General features: G+C 72.2%; 12 protein-coding genes. 1 reads left to right on the top strand and 11 read right to left on the bottom strand.

From position 1 onward, the window contains the following. Window positions 1-64: 64 nt before the first annotated feature. From ACIBSV_RS26690 to ACIBSV_RS26670, 5 genes are read right to left on the bottom strand one after another with little or no spacing between them, the layout of a single operon-like run. Window positions 65-832: an SDR family NAD(P)-dependent oxidoreductase gene (locus ACIBSV_RS26690; protein WP_391588289.1), complete on the bottom strand. Its 768-nt coding sequence runs from the start codon at window positions 830-832 to the stop codon at window positions 65-67. Continuing rightward, window positions 829-1,935, bottom strand: coding sequence for an ATP-NAD kinase family protein (locus ACIBSV_RS26685; RefSeq protein ID WP_395867233.1), 1,107 nt, complete (start codon window positions 1,933-1,935; stop codon window positions 829-831). Before ACIBSV_RS26685 ends, ACIBSV_RS26690 begins: the two co-directional genes overlap by 4 nt. Beyond that, on the bottom strand, window positions 1,932-3,488 hold the full coding sequence (gene gcvPB, locus ACIBSV_RS26680) for an aminomethyl-transferring glycine dehydrogenase subunit GcvPB (RefSeq protein WP_395867231.1): 1,557 nt from the start codon (window positions 3,486-3,488) through the stop codon (window positions 1,932-1,934). The genes ACIBSV_RS26685 and gcvPB overlap by 4 nt, the downstream gene beginning before the upstream one ends. Continuing rightward, entirely contained in the window at window positions 3,488-4,822 is a 1,335-nt protein-coding gene (gene gcvPA / locus ACIBSV_RS26675; RefSeq protein WP_395867229.1) for an aminomethyl-transferring glycine dehydrogenase subunit GcvPA, read from the bottom strand. Before gcvPA ends, gcvPB begins: the two co-directional genes overlap by 1 nt. Next, a complete protein-coding gene (locus ACIBSV_RS26670) occupies window positions 4,819-6,807 on the bottom strand; it encodes a beta-galactosidase (RefSeq protein ID WP_395867227.1) in 1,989 nt (662 codons plus the stop codon). Before ACIBSV_RS26670 ends, gcvPA begins: the two co-directional genes overlap by 4 nt. 106 nt (window positions 6,808-6,913) lie before the next feature. On the opposite strand from ACIBSV_RS26670, the gene ACIBSV_RS26665 reads away from it, so the two are divergent. After that, a complete protein-coding gene (locus tag ACIBSV_RS26665) occupies window positions 6,914-7,570 on the top strand; it encodes a GntR family transcriptional regulator (protein WP_395867226.1) in 657 nt (218 codons plus the stop codon). A gap of 131 nt (window positions 7,571-7,701) precedes the next feature. Here the strand turns inward: ACIBSV_RS26665 and ACIBSV_RS26660 are convergent, their stop codons facing one another. From ACIBSV_RS26660 to ACIBSV_RS26635, 6 genes are all read right to left on the bottom strand, one after another. Then, a complete protein-coding gene (locus ACIBSV_RS26660; protein ID WP_395867224.1) occupies window positions 7,702-8,475 on the bottom strand; it encodes a thioesterase II family protein in 774 nt (257 codons plus the stop codon). 106 nt (window positions 8,476-8,581) lie between these two features. Beyond that, window positions 8,582-9,781: a cytochrome P450 gene (locus ACIBSV_RS26655; protein WP_395867222.1), complete on the bottom strand. Its 1,200-nt coding sequence runs from the start codon at window positions 9,779-9,781 to the stop codon at window positions 8,582-8,584. Next, window positions 9,778-11,409 carry an MFS transporter gene (locus ACIBSV_RS26650; protein ID WP_395867220.1) on the bottom strand — a complete coding sequence of 544 codons (1,632 nt, stop codon included), beginning with the start codon at window positions 11,407-11,409 and terminating at the stop codon, window positions 9,778-9,780. The genes ACIBSV_RS26655 and ACIBSV_RS26650 overlap by 4 nt, the downstream gene beginning before the upstream one ends. After that, the gene (locus ACIBSV_RS26645; protein WP_395867218.1) at window positions 11,406-12,911 is read right to left on the bottom strand and encodes a DHA2 family efflux MFS transporter permease subunit; all 1,506 of its coding nucleotides are present in this window, start codon (window positions 12,909-12,911) and stop codon (window positions 11,406-11,408) included. Before ACIBSV_RS26645 ends, ACIBSV_RS26650 begins: the two co-directional genes overlap by 4 nt. Before the next feature lie 79 nt (window positions 12,912-12,990). Then, entirely contained in the window at window positions 12,991-14,421 is a 1,431-nt protein-coding gene (locus ACIBSV_RS26640) for an acyl-CoA carboxylase subunit beta (RefSeq protein WP_395867216.1), read from the bottom strand. Beyond that, complete coding sequence (locus tag ACIBSV_RS26635) at window positions 14,418-17,762, bottom strand: type I polyketide synthase (protein ID WP_395867214.1); 3,345 nt, start codon at window positions 17,760-17,762, stop codon at window positions 14,418-14,420. Before ACIBSV_RS26635 ends, ACIBSV_RS26640 begins: the two co-directional genes overlap by 4 nt.

Below are 17,762 nucleotides of genomic sequence, written 5' to 3'. Positions count from 1 at the left end.
ACGCGTGCTGGGACCGGGCCCGGGCCCGTCGCCGCTGGCGACGACGGGAACGGGGCCGGGATGACTAGGCGAGGCCGCCGCCGTCTACGACGAGGGCGGTGCCGGTGATGTAGCTGGCCGCGTCGGAGGCCAGGAACAACACCGCGCGGGCGATCTCGTCGGGCGTGCCGGACCGGCCCATCGGGCGGTCCGCCGCGTCGGCTGCGAAGGCCGTCCAGTCCTCCGCCAACTGCCGGGCCTCCTCGCGCAACATCGGGGTGTCCGTGTCACCGGGGTTGACCGAGTTGACCCGGATGCCCGCCGCCGCGTGGTCGATCGCCAGGGCGCGGGTCATGTTGACCACGGCGGCCTTGGACGCGCAGTAGGAGATCGCGTTGCCGCCGCCCTTGAGCCCCCAGCCGGAACCGGTGTTGACGATGGAGCCGCCGTCGCTCATCGCGGGGACGGCGTGCTTGCACATCAGGAAGACCGAGCGCACGTTGACCGCCATCACCCGGTCCCACTCGTCGACCGTGGTGCCGATCGCGTCCGCGCGCCGGATGATGCCCGCGTTGTTGAAGAGCACGTGCAGCCCGCCGAAGGTCTGCACCGCCGTGGACACCACGGACACGCAGTCCGCCTCGGCGGACACGTCCGCCTTGACCCCGACCGCCCGGGCGCCCTGCGCGGTGATCTCCTCCGCGGTGCGGGTCGCGGCCGCCGCGTCGATGTCGGCGATCACCACGTCCGCGCCCTCCGCGGCGAACATCAGCGCGGTGGCCCGGCCGATGCCCGAGCCGCCGCCGGTGACGATGGCGACCTTGCCGTGCAGGGATCCAGTCATCCCGTTCATCCGGAGCACTCCTCACTCGCAGGAACAATTCGATAGGGGACGCTCTCGCGGTAGCCCGTGATCACCTTGACGAAACCGCTCAACCGCGCGTCCGTGGCCGGGTCCCCGGTGTCCGCCAACAGCGGCCGGCCGCCGAGCGCGGCCAGCTTGGTGCGGGTGGCGAGCACGGTCAGAGCGTGCACGCGGGCCAGCACCGACGGGCTGATCTGCTGGTTGCCGCGACCGAGCACGAAGCCCTGGCCGCCGATCACCGACACCACGGCATCCGTCTCGTGCCCGTCCACCAGGTCGAGCAGCGCGCGCTCGCTCAGGTCGACCCCGATCGGCACGCCGTCGGCGACCACGTCCACGCCGAGCAGCGTGGACTCGGCGCCCAGCGCGCGGCCCACCGCTCGCGTGGTGGTGCCCGGGCCCAGGATGTAGCGCACGCCCGGGCGCATCCGGGCGACCACTTCGCGGGCGATGCCCTCGACGGTCTCCGGCGCGGCGCCCGAGGAGCCGGTCTTGCGGCCGGACAGCCGTACCCGGGCCGCGGGCACGGTCAGTGTGCCGTAGAGCCGGGGGCTGACCCGGCCCTCGCGGTAGGCCTGTTCGTCCAGGTCCACCACCTCGGCCTCGGCGGTGTCCCCGGCGAACTCGGCGGCGGCGTGGCCGGCCGCCGCCGGGCCGACCGCGAAGCAGCCGGAGTAGACCTTGACGCCCGCCGGAATGCCGAGCACCGGCGCGGTCGGCCCGGCGTCGAGCACGTCCCGCGCGGTACCGTCGCCGCCCGCGAACAGCAGCAGGTCCACCGCCGCCAACGCCCGGACGCCCGCCCGGGTGTCGGCGGACGAGGACGGCTCCCCCGGTGCGCACGCCACCAGCTCGGGTACCGCGCCGGCGGCGCGCACGGAGTTCTCGCCCATCGTGCCGGCCACGGTGACCACGACGGTGTCCGGGCGGGCGCTCAGGAGCGCGCGCACGGCCACCGCCGCGCGCTCCCCCGCCCGGGCGGTCGCGCCGCGGGCGAGCGCCTCGCGCTGCACGTCGGCGCCGTCGCTGCCCTTGAGCCCGGCCGCCCCGCCGAGGCCGGCCACCGGGTTGACGATCAGGCCGATTCTCATGACAGGTGCTTGCGGACGTAGGCCCGCCAGGTCATGGCCCACTGCTCCGGGTCGTCCAGGCAGGTCGGGTCGATCTTGTGCACGGTCTGGTTGTAGGGCGCGCCCTTGACGAACTCCGGTTCGCTGCGCGCCTCGTCCGCGACGTGCGCCAGGATCGCGGCGTACTCGTCCAGATCCTCCTTGGAGTACGACTCGGTCGGCTCCAGGGTGAACGGCTCGGGTACCAGGTACGGGTGATGGCTGGTCCAGTAGTGCACCCCGAAGTCGGCCGCGCGCACGCCGATCTCCTCCGAGTGCACGCCGGTGTCCTCGTACAGGCCCTGCCACGAGTAGCGGACCTGCTCCAGCCGGCGCTTGTCCCAGTGGGCGGAGGCGCCCGGGATCTGCAACACCTTGTGCATCAGGTAGTTGTTGTTCAGCACCGCCGTCTCGGCCACCTGCCGCAGGCCCTCGGCCCCCAGCGCCATGATCCACGCGTAGGCGCGCACCACGTTCTGGGTGACCCCCAGGTAGGGCCGGTTCTTGCCGATCGACTGCGGCCGGTCGGAGTCCAGGAAGTAGCGCTCGCCGTCGAACTCGATGGTGGGGCCGGGCATGAACGGCACCAGCTTCTCCGCGACGCCGCAGGCACCCGCGGCCGGACCGCCGGACGCGTGCGGCGTGGAGAAGGTCTTGTGCAGGTTGAAGTGGCACAGATCGAACCCGGCGTCGGCGGCCCGGGTGATGCCCAGGATGCCGTTCGCGTTGGCCTGGTCGTAGCAGGCCAACCCACCGACCCCGTGCACGAGTTCGACGAACTCGGCGATCCGGGGGTTGTAGATCCCGGTGTCCTCCGGGTTGGTGATCATCAGCGCGGCGGTGCGCGGGCCCACGGCCGCGCGCAGCGCCTCGATGTCCGGGTAGCCGTCGGCGTCCGGCATCAAAGTGATCACCTCGTACCCGGCGGTCTTGGGGGAGGCCGCGTTCGTGGGGTGCGAGAACATCGTGGTGATGACCTGGTCGCGCTGCTCGCCTTCGCCCCGGGAGGCGTGGTAGGCGCGGATCATCGCGATGTTGGCGTAGATCGCCGCCGAACCGGAGCCCGGTTGCAGGCTGACCCGGTCCAGACCGGAGATCTCCTTGAGCATCTGCTCCAGCTGCCAGTAGATCGCGAGCACGCCCTGCACACTGTCCTCGGGCTGTGCCGGGTGCAGTTCGGCGATCTTCGGGTCGCTGACGAACCGGTCGTTGATCTTGGGGCTGTACTTCATCGTGCAGGTGCCCTGGCCGACGGCGATGCCGAGGTCGACGCCCACGGTCTCCTGGGACAGTCGCATGTAGTGCCGGAGCACGTGCAGCTGGGACATCTGCGGCAGCGCGGGCGGCGTCTCGCGCCGTATCCCGGCGGGCAGTTCGACGGCGGGCACGCCCGCCTCGGGCACCCCGATGCCGCGCCGGCCGGGGCTGGAGTGATCGAAGATGATCGGCTCGTCCCAGCGCGCCTGGTGGAACCGGCGCAGCGGCGGCTTGGCCTCGATCGGCAACTTCGCGAAGGATTCTCCGACGGCACCCATCAGCCCTGCACCTCTCGTACCGCTCGCACCAGCGTGTCGATGTCGTCCTTGGTGTGCCGCTCGGTCACACAGACCAGCAGCGTTGTGGCGTCCAGCGCGATGCCGGCGTAGATGCCGTGTGTGCGCAGCGCGGTGAGCAGCGCGTCGGTGTCGGCCACCTCGATCGCGAACTCGCGGAAGTGCACGGCGGCGGCGTGCCGCACCCGTACCCCGGGGACCGCGGCGAGTTCGTCCATCGCGTAGCGGGTCCGGGCCAGGATCGTCTCGCCCAGTTCGCGCATGCCCTCCGGGCCCATCAGCGCAAGGTAGACGCCGGCCGTGATGCCCCACAGCGAGGCGGCGGTGCCCACCCATTCCTTGCCCTCCTCGCGCAGCGCGAAGGAGGTGCGGTCGTAGAAGACGTCGCCGAAGCCGTATTCGCCCGGCACCGCGGTCGGCGCGATGCCGAACAGACGCGAGGGGAACTCGGCGACCAGGCGCGGTTCGTCGCGGGTGGCGATGTAACCGGCGTGACCGCCGCCGTAGTTCTGGTGCATGCCCAGCGACTGGATGTCGCCGCAGACGATGTCCGCGCCGAGCGTGGCGGGCGGGGCGAGCACGCCGAGCGAGATCGGGTCCGCGCTGACCACGAGCAACGCGCCTTCGGCGTGCGCGAGTTCGGCGATCTCGGCGGTCCGGGCCTCGACCACGCCGTAGAGGTTGGGGCTCTCCAGGTAGACCGCGGCGACGGTGTCGTCGACGGTGAAGGCGCCGGCCTCGCCGTTCTCGGCGACCGGGATCATGACGATCTCGATGTCGGGCGCGAGGAAGTCGTGCAGCTTGCTCAGCTTGTCCGCGCCGATCGCGGCGGTGACCAGCACCTTGGACCGGCCGGTGTAGCGCGCGGCCATCCGCAGCGCGGTGCCGGAGGCCTGGAAGCCGTCGTAGGTCGGGACGTTGACGACGTCCAGTTCCAGGAGTTCACCCATCATGCTGACGTACTCGAAGAGCGCCTGGAAGCGGCCGTGGTCCTCGTACGGTTCGCCCGCGTAGGCGGTGAGGAACTCGCCGCGCGAGTTGATCTCGTCGCACACGGCGGGCACGTGGTGCGGGTAGCAGCCGCCGCCGAGGAAGCTGAGCACCTCGGTGGTGTCGGTGTTGCGTCCGAGCAACCCGCGCATGTGCCGGACCAGTTCGGTTTCCGAGTTCATCGGCGCGGGCAGGTCGAGCGGCCGGTTCAGGCGCAGCGCGGCGGGGATGTCGGTGTAGAAGTCCTCGATGGACTCGACCCCGATCGCGGCCAGCATCTCGGCCCGCACGGCCGGCTCGGCATTGGGTATGTAGGGGTGGGTCACTTCTCTCCCTCGTGAGCGGTGCGCAGCACCACGGCGTCCCTGGGCCCGATTTCGATCGGGCCGTGCAGGTCGCGCCCGGTCAGCAGGTCCGTGCCGGGGGCGCGCAGGGTCAGTGCCGCGGTGGTCGTGCCGTGGTTGAGCAGGAACAGGTAGTCGGCGTCGGGCCCGGTCCGCAGGCACGCCTCGACGTCGGGCGGTACGTCCGCGACGGGGCGCACGCCGGCGCGGGTCAGTACGTCGGTCAGGATCGGGGTGACGTCGTCGAGGGCGCAGCCCACGTAGGTGGCCCGGCCGAGCCGGGTGATCGCGGGTTGTCCGGCCAGGTCGCCGCCCTCGTAGTCGGCGATCGGCGTGGCGCCCTCGGGTCGCAGCCACTCGGCCCACCGGGTCGCGGTGCCCGGGGTGCCGTCGGCGTACCGCACGCTCTGGCCCACTCCGTCGGCCAGCGGCCAGAACTCGTCGACGCTCAGGCCGAGCAGGTCGCGCAGCGGACCGGGTGCGCCGCCGGGGTGTACCCGGTCGGCGGAGTCGACCACGCCGCTGAACGGGCCGACGATCAGTTCGCCGCCGAACGCCCGCAGGTTCTCGGCCTGTTCGTCGGTGCACAGGTAGAGGTTGGGGGCGATGACCACGCGATACCCGGACAGGTCGCGGTCCGGCGGGGCCAGGTCCACGGTGATCCCGCGGGCGTGCAGCGGCGCGTACCAGGCGTTCAGGAGTCGCTTGAGTTCCAGCCGCTTGGACGGCATCGACTCGGGGGCCTCCAGGCCCCACCACGAGGACCAGTCCAGGAGCAGCGCGACGTCCGCGGCGGTGTGCGTGCCGGCGATCTCGGCGAGCTTTTGCAGGTCGCCGCCCAGGCGTAGCGTGTCCTGCCATCCGCGGGTTTGCACACCACCGTGCGGCAGGAGGGCGGAGTGGAACTTCTCCGGTCCGTACCGGGCCTGGCGCCACTGGAAGAACATCACCCCGTCGGCGCCGTGCGCAAGTGCCTGGAGGCTGTCCAGGCGCATCTTGCCGGGCGGCTTGGGCACGTTGACCTCACGCCAGCTCACCGCGCTCGGGGCCTGTTCCAGCAGCAGCCACGGGCGCCGCTTGAGCGAGCGCATCAGGTCGTAGCTCACCGCGATGCCCACGTGCGAGGTGGGGTCGGCCGGGTCGGGGTAGGCGTCGTCGCTGACGATGTCCTCGGCGCCGGCCCACTTCCAGTAGTCCAGCCCGTGCAGGATGCTCATGAAGTTCGTGGTCACCGGGATGTCCGGGGTGACCTCGCGCAGCACGCTCTTCTCCGCCTCGAAGCACTCCAGGAGCGCGTCCGAGCAGAACCGCCGCCAGTCCAGCACCTGGGCCGGGTTGACCGGGCCCGGTGCCTTGCGCGGCGGGGCGATCTGCTCGAAGTCGGTGTAGTGCTGGCCCCAGCAGGAGGTGCCCCAGGCGGCGTTGAGGCCGTCGATGTCCTGGTATCGCTCGCTCAGCCAACGCCGGAAGTGCCGGGCGGACTCGTCGCAGAAGCATTCGAGCGTGTGGTCCGCGTACTCGTTGCCGATATGCCACATGGCCAGGGCGGGGTGCTCGGCGTAGCGCTCGGCCATCGCCCGGGCCAGCCGGACGGTGGCCGCGCGGAAGATCGGCGAGCTGGGACAGTAGCCCTGGCGGGAGCCGAACTCCAGCCGGGTGCCGTTCGCGTCGACCGGCAGCAGCTCCGAGTGCTCGCGAACCAACCACGGCGGCGGGGTCGCGGTCGCGGTGGCCAGGTCGGCGGCGATGCCGTGCTCGTGCAGCAGGTCGAGCACCCGGTCCAGCCAGCCGAAGTCGTACTCCCCGGGGCGCGGTTCCAGCCGTGACCAGGAGAAGACCGCGACGGTGGCCATGTTCACGCCCGCCTCGACCATCAGCTTGGCGTCCTCGGCCCAGACCTCCTCCGGCCACTGTTCGGGGTTGTAGTCACCCCCGAACAGCAATCCCGGCACTCGCGTCAACCGCACGTCGACCTCCCGTTCATGTATTCTGTATTCATAATTCAAGGTGTGTGCGGTGCGTTATGTCAAGCACCAGATATCGACGCCGATCAACACGAGGAGTAACCGACACATGGCCATCCAGCGGCGACCTCTGCGGGAGCAGATCCGCGAGGAGTTGCTTCTGCGCCTCGACAGAGGCGACTTCGCGGCAGGCAAGGACATCAACGAGGTGGTGCTCGCGGCCGAGTTGGGCGTGAGTCGCACTCCCCTGCGCGAAGCCCTGATCACCCTGGCCGGCGAAGGCGTCCTGGAGAGCAATCAGGGGCGCGGCTTCCGGTTCGCACCGGTCAGCAGCAAGGAGTTCCGCGAGCTGTGCGAAATCGTCGCGGGTCTGGAGTCACTCGCACTGGAGCTCTCCGATCCGGATGAACTCCGGGAAATGGCACCGGAGTTGCTGCGCCTGGCCCGGGGCTTCCCGGATCCGGTGGCGGAGCAGTCGGAGATCGAGTGGCACGACGACGAGTGGCACGATCTGCTGCTCGGGAAATGCCCCAACGAGCGGTTGCTGGACCTGGTGACCAGCGTGAAGGCGGGCATGCGCCGCTACACCCACCTGATCGCGGGCGAGGACACGCTGTTGGAGCGCGAGGCCGAGGAGCACTGCCGGATCGCCGAGCACCTGCGCGCCGGTGACGTGCCGGCCGCCACGGCGGCGCTGCGCGACAACTGGATCAGCGGCATGGAGCGGATGACCGGCCGGATCCCGGTGAACCCGGAGTCGGCCTGATCGTCCGCGCGCCGCTTCGGCGGGCCGCCTTCGTCGACGAGACGAAGCCGACCCGCCCTGTGGCGTGCCCGGAGCCGGGCGGCCGGGATGCGCCCGCACCGAGGCGCCGGGTGCCGGCAGCGCGGCGGTGATCAGATCGAGGCGTCGGGGGCGAGCAATGCGGCGGTGATCAGGTCGACGACGGCCGGCCGGTGCTCGTTGAGGTAGAAGTGTCCGCCCGGGAAGACGGACATGTCCGTGGTACCCACCGTGGTGTGCTCGCGCCAGGCCCGGGCCTCGTCCACCGTGACCTTCGGGTCGGCGTCGCCCACCAGGACCGTGATCGGGCAGTCCACCCGGGCCCCGGGGCGCACCACGTGGCGCTCGATCGCCCGGTAGTCGGCACGCAACGACGGCAGCACCATCCGCAGCACGTCGTCGTCCAGCAGTACGCCCGGCTCGGTGCCGTTGAGCAGCAACAATTCGTCGATCAGCCCCGCGTCGTCGCGCAGGTGCACGGTCTCGGTCCGGTGCCGCCCGGGCGCCCGCCGGCCCGAGACGAACAGCCGGCTCGGTCCGACCGCGCCCGGGCGCTCGCCGAGTCGCAGCGCCACCTCGAAGGCCAGCGTCGCGCCCATGCTGTGCCCGAAGAAGGCCGGCGGTCGGTCGGCCCACGCGGGCATGATCTCGGCGATCTCGTCGGCGAGCCGCGCCAGGTCGTCGACGCAGGGCTCGTGCCGGCGATCCTGGCGCCCGGGATACTGCACCGCGAGCACCTCGACCGAGGGGGCCAGGGCCTTGGCGAAGGCGAAGAAGAAGCTCGCCGAGCCGCCCGCGTGCGGGAAACAGACCAGCCGGGGACGTCCCTCGGGGGTCGGGTGATAGCTCCGCAGCCAGGTGCCCTGCGCGGAGGTGGTGACGTTCATCGCATGCCCTCGTCTTCGGTGAGTACAAAGGCCGCGCGGCGCCCCGCCCCGACCCGGCCGCGTTCGGCGACGGGCGGGGCGGGGCGGGCGGGGCCGGGTGGTCGGGTCAGGCCCAGGTCACGTCCAGCGGCAGCTTCAGCGGCGCGAACGACGAGCGCGCGTCGTGCGGGACGGCGCCCGCGCCCGCGAACTCGGTGAAGCGGCCGAACAACACCTCCAGCACGGTCTTGCACTCCAACCGGGCCAGCGGTGCGCCGATGCAGTGGTGGATGCCGCGCCCGAAGCTCAGGTGCGCGTTGGGCGTGCGACGGATGTCGAACCGGTCGGCGTCGGGGAACTGGCCCGCGTCCCGGTTGGCCCCGGACAACCACAACACCAGTGAGGCCCCGGCCGGCACCAGGCCGCCGCCGACCGTCGCCTCGCGCAGCGCCAGCCGCTCCTGGCGGACCGAGGGGGTGCGAAAGCGCAGCACCTCCTCTATCGCGCCGGGCAGCGCGTCCGGTTCGCGGCGGATCTCGGTGATCGCGTCGCGGTGGTCGTCCAGGCAGGACAGCGTGGCGCTGATCATCAGCGTGGTCATGATGTGCCCGGCCAGGAGCAGCATGCCGACGAAGCCGACGATCTCCTCGTCCTCGAGGTGCTCGCCGTCGATCTCGGCGGCGATCAGGTTGCTGGTGAGGTCGCCGTTCGGGTTGGCCCGGCGGCTGCGGATGTGGTCGAGCAGGTAGGCGTTCATCTCCCGCAGGGTCAGCGTCAGGCTGCTCAGCACCTCGCCGTCGGGCGCCGCGGTCACCTCGCCGCCGATGCCCAGGAGCGCGTCGGCCCACCGCTGGAAGGTGGCCCGGTCGCTGGTCGGGACGCCGATCAGTTCGGCGATCACGATCACCGGCAGCGGGTAGGCCAGGTCGCCGACCAACTCGATCCGATCCCGGTCCTGCACCGCGTCCAGCATCTCGTGCGCGATCTCGGCCACCCGCGGCGCCAGCTTCCCGACCACCTTGGGGGTGAACGCCTGACTGACCAGCCCGCGCAGCTTGCGGTGCTGGGGCTCGTCCATGCTGATGAACAGGCCCTTCTTGAACACGTCGAACTCGGCGTGCCGGGGCGAGAGATCACGCAGGTCCGAGGAGAAGGTGGTGTGGTCGTTCAGTACGTCGAGCACGTCGCGGTAGCGAAAGACGTGCCAGTTGCCCTTTTCGTCCTGCCACGGTCCGTCCTTCGCGCGCCGCTCGGCGAGCCAGTCCAGCATCTCGGCGTGCCCGGAGGGCGGTTCGGTCCAGGCGGTGGTGGTTCCGAAGGTGGTCAACGTCGTGCCCTGCTTTCTTGCTCGTCTGTGTCGATCCGCACGGGGTACTCGGGGTTCTCGGTGATCTCGGGGATCTCCGGGTGCTCGCGGATCTCGGGGTTCTCGGGGGTTCCCGGGTTTCCGGGTGTCTCCGGGTTCTCTGCGGTCGCCGGTGCCTCCTCGTCGGGGTTCTTGGTCTGCTCGCCCTGCGGCCCGGCGTTGATCAGCACGCCCGCGAGGACCGCGCACAGGAGCAGGATTCCGGTGGCCCACCCGCAGGCGACCGCGTAGCCGTGCACGGTCGCCCGGGCCCGGTCCGCGGCCTGGACCAGGTCGCCCCGACCGCCGGCGTAGGAGGCGGTGGCGCTGGTGGCGATCGTGTTCAGCAGCGCCGTGCCGATCGAGCCGCCCAATTGTTGGGACGTGGTGGTGAACGCCGAGACGGTGCCGGTGTACCGGGGTTCGACGGCGTTCATCGTGCTGGCGACCGACGGCATCAAGGTGATGCCGGAGCCGATGCCCAGCAGGAGCAGCGCGGGCAGCACGCCGGTGACGTAGGTGCTGTCCGGGGTGAGCCGGGTCAGCACCAGCAGGCCCGCCGCGGACAACACCAGGCCGGGCACGATCAGCACCCGCGCGGGCAGCCGGGGCAGCAGTCGGGCCGCGATCAGCATCGCCGACAACACCACCGCGACCGCCATCGGCAACATCGCCACCCCGGTGCGCAGGGGCGAGTAGCGCATGATGCCCTGGAGTTGGTAGGTCAGCACCAGGAACATGCCGAACATGCCGATCGCGGTCAGCCCGATGGTGACGAACGCCGCGGCCCGGTTGCGGTCGGCGAGCACCGCCATCGGCAGCAGCGGGTCCGCCGATCGGCGCTGGCGCAGCACGAAGGCGGCCAGGAGCACGATCGCGACCGGGATGAGCGCCCACACCCGGGTGGATCCCCAGCCGTGTGCGCCCGCCTCGGTGAGCAGGTACACCAGCGCGACCATCGAGCCGCTGCCCAGTGCCACGTCGAACAGGCCCAGTCGGCCCGTACTCGCGCGCTCCGCGGCGGACGAGTCCTCGCGCGGCAGTACCGCCAGGCCCGCGATCAGCGCACCCACCGCGATCGGCGAGTTCAGGTACAGGCACCAGCGCCAGTCCAGGTACTGCGTGCACAACCCGCCGACCACCAGGCCGAGCGCGCCGCCCGCGGCGAGCACCGCGCCGTACACGCCGAACGCGCGGGCGCGTTCCTTGGTCCCGGTGAACGTCGTGGTCAGCAGGGCCAGCGCGGACGGCGCCAGCAGCGCGGAGAACAGCCCCTGCGCGGCGCGCGCGGCGATCAGCGTGCCGGCGTTCGCGGCGGCACCGCCGGCGGCGGACGCGATGGCGAACCCGGTCAGCCCCACCAGCAGGCCCCGGGTACGCCCGATCCGGTCGGAGATCCGGCCGCCCGCGAGCAGGAAGCCGCCGAAGGCCAGCGTGTAGGCGGTGATCACCCACTGCCTGCCCGCGTCCGACAGGCCCAACTCGCGCTGCGTGGAGGGCAGCGCGATGTTCACCACGGTGACGTCCAGCACCACCATCAGTTGCGCCGTGGCGACCACCGCGAGGATCGCGCCCCGGCTGCCGCCCGCTCGGGGCGCCCGCCGGATCACGACCGCGTGGCCGGGGTGGCGGCGGCGACGTCGGGCAGGTCCTCGGCCGGCGGCGGGTCGTCCAGGGTCTGTCGGGTGGCCTTCGCGTTGATCAGTACTGCGGCGACCACGGCCGCGAACACCATCAGTCCGGCGGACCACATGGTGGCCACCCGGAAGCCGTGTCCGTCCGCCAGGACGGTGGCCTGGTCGTGGTGTTGCAGGACGTAGGAGGCGGTCGCGGTGGTGGCGATGGTGTTGAACAGCGCGGTGCCCATCGCGCCGCCGAGTTGTTGCGCGGCGAACGTGAACGCCGACACCGAGCCCGCGTCGCGCGGGTGCAGTCCGCTCAGCGCGGCGTTGGTGGCCGGGATGTGCACGATGCCCAGGGTGAAGCCGAGCAGCACCAGCGCGGGCAGGATCAGCAGCGGGTACGAACTGTTCTCGTCCATCTGCGCGAACATCACCATCGCCACCGCGCCGGCGATCAGTCCGGGCACGATCATCGTGCGCGGCGCGACCACCGGTTGGAGCTTGCTGATCACCCCGGCGGAGATCACCGTCGCCACGGTCAGCGGCACACAGGCCAACCCCGCCTCCACCGGCGAGTAGTCCATGATCACCTGGAGCTGGTAGGTCAGGAACAGGTACAGCCCGAACGGGCCCAGCGCGCCGAGCGCGATCACGATCAGCGCGCCCGCCCGGCTGCGGTCGGCCAACAACCGCAGTGGCAACAGCGGTTGGGTCGCCTTGGACTGGCGGATCGCGAAGCCCGCGAGCAGGACCACCGAGCCGACCAGCAGGGTGACCGCCTCGGTGGAGCCCCACCCGTTGGCGCCGGCCGTGCTGATCCCGTACATCAGCGCCACCATGCCGCCGCCGCCGAGCACCGCGCCGGGCAGGTCGAGCGCGGTCTCCCGGTGGCCCCGGGTGTCCGGCAGCACGATCAGCGCGCCGACCACCGCGATCACCGCGATCGGCACGTTCAGGTACAGGCACCAGCGCCAGCTCAGGTACTCGGTGAGGCCGCCGCCGGCCACCATGCCCAGGCCGCTGCCCGCCGCGACGATCGCGGTGTACAGGCCGAACGCCCGCCCGCGTTCCTTGGGTTCGGTGAACGTGGTGGTCAGGATGGCCAGTGTGGACGGGGCCAGGATCGCGCCGAACACGCCTTGCACGGTGCGCGCGGTGACCAGGAACTCGGTGTTCTGCGCGAGGCCGGCCACCAGCGAGGACGCGGCGAAGCCGACCAGGCCCACCAGCAGGGTGCGGCGGTAGCCGACCCGGTCCGCGATCCGTCCGCCCAGTGGCAACAGGCTGCCGTAGGCGACCATGTAGGCCGCCGCGAGCAGGTGCCGGCTGGAGTCGGACATGCCCAGGTCACGCTGTGCCCAGGGCAGGATGAGGTTCACCAGCGAGGTGTCCAGCGCCACCATCAACTGGGCGAGGCCGATCACCACCAGGATCAGGGCCTTGCTGCGCTCCGCCGGCGGGGCGGCGGGTTTCGCTGCGCTCGTGGTCATTGTGTGTGTTGCCTCTCTCCGGCCTGGACCGGATCCGACCGGGTTCGACTCGGTGGGTGATGTGCGCGGACGGTCCGGATCAGAGCGGGATGTTGCCGTGCCGGCCTCGGTCGGCGGGCGCTCCGGCCAGCGCCTGGGCCAGCCGGAACCGGGTCTCGTCGGGTTCGATCACCTCGTCCACCACCCCGATGTCCAGCGCCCGGCTCACCCCGCCGGAAGCCTGTTCGTGTTCGGTGACCAGGCGGGCCAGCAGTGCGGGACGGTCCGCCTCGGCGGTGGCCGCGATCTTCTTGCGGTGCAGCACGCCGACGGCCGCCTCCGCGCCCATCACCGCGACTTCGGCCTCCGGCCACGCGTACACCGCGGTCGCGCCCAGCGAACGGGAGTTCATCGCGATGTAGGCGCCGCCGTAGGACTTGCGGGTCACCAGGGTCACCCGCGGTACCACCGCGGCGGCGAACGCGTGCAACAGCTTGGCGCCGCGCCGGATCACCCCGCCCCACTCCTGGCCGACCCCGGGCAGGTAGCCGGGCACGTCCACCAGGACCACCAGCGGTACGCCGAGCGCGTCGCACATCCGGACGAACCGCGAGGACTTCTCCGCGGACAGCGAGTCCAGGCAACCGCCTTTGCGCAGCGGGTTGTTGGCGATCACCCCGACGGTGCCGCCGGCGAGCCGGCCGAAGCCGATCACGATGTTCGCGGCCCAGCGCGCCTGGAGTTCCAGGAACGCCCGGTCGTCCAGGAGTTCGCGGACCAGCGGGTGCACGTCGTAGGCGCGCCGGGGCCGGTCCGGTAACAGTCGCCGGGGGTTCTCCGCGGCCTCACCGACGACCGCCGCCGGGTCGGGCCGGCCCGGGCGGCTCAGCAACTCCACGAGTGTGCGCGCCTGTTCGATCGCCTCGGCCTCGGATGCCGTGGTCACGTGCGCGACCCCGGACTGGCGGCCGTGTGCCTCGGCGCCGCCGAGTCCGACCATGTCGATCTGCTCCCCGGTGACGCTGCGCACCACGTCCGGGCCGGTGACGAACATCCGGCCGGTCTCCGCCATCACCACGATGTCGGTGAGCGCGGGACCGTACGCGGCGGCGCCCGCGGCCGGGCCGAGCACCACGGAGATCTGCGGCACCAGGCCCGAGGCGCGGGTCATCGCGGCGAACATCCGGCCCACGCCGTCCATCGAGGCCACGCCGTCGGCGAGTTTTGCCCCGCCGGAGTGCCAGAGCCCGATCACCGGCAGGCCCCGGTCCACCGCGTCGTCGATCGCGGCGATGATCCGGTCCGCGCCGGGCGAGCCCAGCGCGCCGCCCATCCGGGTGGCGTCGGTGCAGTAGGCGAGCACCGGCAGGCCGTGCACGCTGCCCTCGGCGGTGAGTACGCCGCTGTCGTCGCGGGGTTCGCGCGGGAGCAGGGTGTCCGGGTCAAACAGTGCGGCCAGGCGTAGTTCGGGATCGCGCGGATCCGGGGCTTCGGGCGTCCCGGTTCGGGTCGGATCGGTCGCGGTGGTCATCGGTGGCCTTCCTGGGTGAGGTCCGGCACGGCGTCGTCGGCCGAGGCGGCGGAGCGGGCCAACTCGTCGGCGATGAAGCCGGCCACCAGCGCCGAGTTGTTGTAGTCGTAGATCAGCGTCGGGTTCAGCTCCAGGCCGGTCGCCTCGGCCAGCCGCTTGGTCAGTTCGACCGCGGTCAGCGACGCGAAGCCCAGGTCGAGGAACTCGCTGTCCGGCTCGATCGCGTCGGGATCGGGGTGGCCGAGCACGGCGGCCACGTGTTCGCGCACCACCTCGCCCAGCGCCCGCACCCGCTCGTCCGGGGAGAGGACGGCCAGCCGGGCGGGCAGCGCCTGCGAGCGCGCGTCGGACTCGGCCCGCTCGGGCAGGTCGTCGGGCAGACCCGGGGCCGATCCCCGGTCCTCCATCCGCCGCCGGTACCAGTCGGCCAGCAGCGGCAGCGCCGACTCCAGCAGCGCCTGTTCGTCCTCCGCGTCCAGCTCGCGGGCCAGTGCCGCCGCGTCCTCGCGCTCGACGGCGTGCCACAGCGGCGAGTCGGCCGCCGTGGGGCCGAATCCGGGTCGATCCTCCAGCCAGTAGCGGCGGCGCTGGAACGGATAGGTCGGCAGCTCCACCCGGCGTCCCCGCCGCGGCGCGAACACCCGCGACCAGTCCACCGCGACCCCGCGCACGTGCACGTGGGCCAGCGCCTCGGCGACCGCGCGGGGCTCGGGCCGGTCCTTGCGCAGCAGTGGCACCACCACCGCGTCCGGGACGTCGGTCAGGCACTGTCCGGCCATCGCGCTGAGCACGCCGTCCGGGCCCAGTTCGACGAAGGTGCCCACACCCTGCCCGACCAGGGCGCGAACCCCGTCGTGGAAGCGCACCGCCTCGCGGACGTGCCGCACCCAGTAGTCCGGCGAGCCCAACTCGTCGGCGGTCGCGGGCCGCCCGGTCAGGTTGGAGATCACCGGGATCTCCGGTTCGCGCGCCTCCAGCGCGGCGGCCACCCGGCGGAACTCGGCCGCCATCGGGTCCATGTGCGGCGAGTGGAAGGCGTGGCTCACCCGCAGCCGGGTGGCCTTGCGACCACGCTCGGCCCACTCCCGGGCAACCGCCGCCACCGCGTCCGCGTCGCCGGAGAGCACCACCGAGTGCGGCCCGTTCACCGCCGCCACGGCCAACCCACCCGGGTGGTCCGCGATCGCGGCGTTCGCCTCCTCCTCCGTCGCCTGGATCGCCAGCATCGCGCCGCCCGCCGGCAGCGCCTGCATCAGCCGCCCGCGCGCGGCCACCAGCGCCGCCGCGTCCGGCAACGACCAAACACCGGCCACGTGCGCGGCGGCGAGCTCGCCGATCGAGTGGCCGAGCAGGTGGTCCGGCCGCAGCCCCCAGCTCCACGCGAGCCGGAACAGCCCCACCTCCAACGCGAACAGCCCGGCCTGGGTGTACACCGTGCGGTCCAGGAGCGCCGCCGTCGGCGTACCCTCCCCGGCCGCGAGCACCTCCGTCAGCGGCACCTCGACGTGCCCGGCCAGCCGCAGGTCCAGTTCGGCGCACGCGGCGTCGAACGCCTCGGCGAACACCGGCTCCGTCTCGCGCAACAACCGGCCCATCCGCGGTCGCTGGCTGCCCTGTCCGCTGAACAGGAAGCCCAGGCCGCTCGGGCGGGCCACGGTGGTGCCGGTGCGCCCGGTGATCACCGCGGCGCCGCTCTGCCCACGTGCGAGCGTCTTGAGCGCGCCGGCCAACTCCTCCTGATCGGCGGCCACCAGCACCGCCCGGTGGCCGAACACCGCCCGGGTGTGCGCCTGCGACCAGGCGATGTCGGCGATCCGCTCTTCGGGCCGCAGTCGGATGTGCAGGCCCAGGCGCAGCGCCTGGTCGCGCAGCGCGTCGGCGGAGCGCGCCGACAGCAGCACCGGCACCGGCACGCCGTCCGGGACCGGGTCGCGCTCGTCCTCGGCGGGGGCGGGCGGCTGTTCCAGGATCGCGTGCGCGTTGGTGCCGCTGATCCCGAACGAGGACACGCCCGCGCGGCGCGGCCGGCCGGTGTCCGGCCACGCCATCGACTCGGTGAGCAGGCGTACCGCGCCCGAGGACCAGTCCACGTGCTCAGAGGGCTCGTCCACGTGCAGCGTGCGTGGCAGTACGCCGTGCCGCATCGCCTGCACCATCTTGATCACCCCGGCCACCCCCGCGGCGGCCTGGGTGTGCCCCAGGTTGGACTTCAACGAGCCCAGCCACAGGGGTTGTTCGGCGGGCCGGTCGCGGCCGTAGGTGGCCAGCAGCGCGTGCGCCTCGATCGGGTCGCCCAACGTGGTGCCGGTGCCGTGCGCCTCGACCGCGTCCACCTGCTCCGGGGTCAGCCGGGCCGCCTCCAGGGCCTGCCGGATCACCCGCTGCTGGGCGGCGCCGTTGGGCACGGTCAGGCCGGTGCCGCCGCCGTCGGAGTTGACCGCGGTGCCCCGGACCAGGGCGAGCACGGGATGCCCGTGCCGCCGCGCGTCCGACAACTTCTCCAGCAGCAACATGCCCGCGCCCTCGGACCAGCCGGTGCCGTCCGCCGCGTTCGCGAACGACTTGCACCGACCGTTGGGGGCCAGCCCGCGCTGCCGGCTGAACTCGAGGAACACCCCCGGGGTGAACATCACCGTGACGCCGCCGGCCAGGGCCAGCGAGCAGTCGCCCCGGCGCAGCGCCTGGGCCGCCCAGTGCAGCGCGACCAGCGAGGACGAGCAGGCCGTGTCCAGGGTGACGGCCGGCCCCTCCAGGCCGAGCGCGTAGGCCACCCGACCCGACGCGATGCTGCCCGCGTTGCCGTGCCCCAACTGGCCTTCCATGCCCTCGGGCACGGATCGCAGCCGGGTCGCGTAGTCGTGGTACATCAGCCCGGTGAACACGCCGGTCGAGCGCGCGTCGGGTGAGCCCGGGTCGATGCCGGCCCGCTCGAACGCCTCCCACGCGGTCTCCAGGAGCAGACGCTGCTGCGGATCGGTGGCCAGCGCCTCACGCGGCGAGATGCCGAAGAAGCCGGCGTCGAACTCGGCCGCGTCGTACAGGAAGCCGCCCTCGCGGGTGTACGTCTTGCCCGGCCGGTCCGGGTCCGGGTCGTACAGGTCGGCCACGTCCCAACCGCGGTCGCTGGGGAATTCGCTGATCGCGTCACCGCCGGCGTGCACCAGTTGCCACAGGTCCTCGGGCGAGTTCACTCCACCCGGGTAGCGGCAGCTCATCCCGACGATCGCGATCGGTTCGGCGTCCCGCTCCTCCAGGGCACGGATACGCTGGTGCGCGCGGCGCAGGTCGCCGGTGACCCGCTTGAGGTAGTCCAGCAGTTTCTGTTCTTCGGTTTCCGACAT

This window comes from Embleya sp. NPDC050154, assembly GCF_044460165.1.
In the GTDB taxonomy this organism is placed as follows: domain Bacteria; phylum Actinomycetota; class Actinomycetes; order Streptomycetales; family Streptomycetaceae; genus Embleya.
This window is presented reverse-complemented; position numbering and strand designations above follow the sequence as displayed.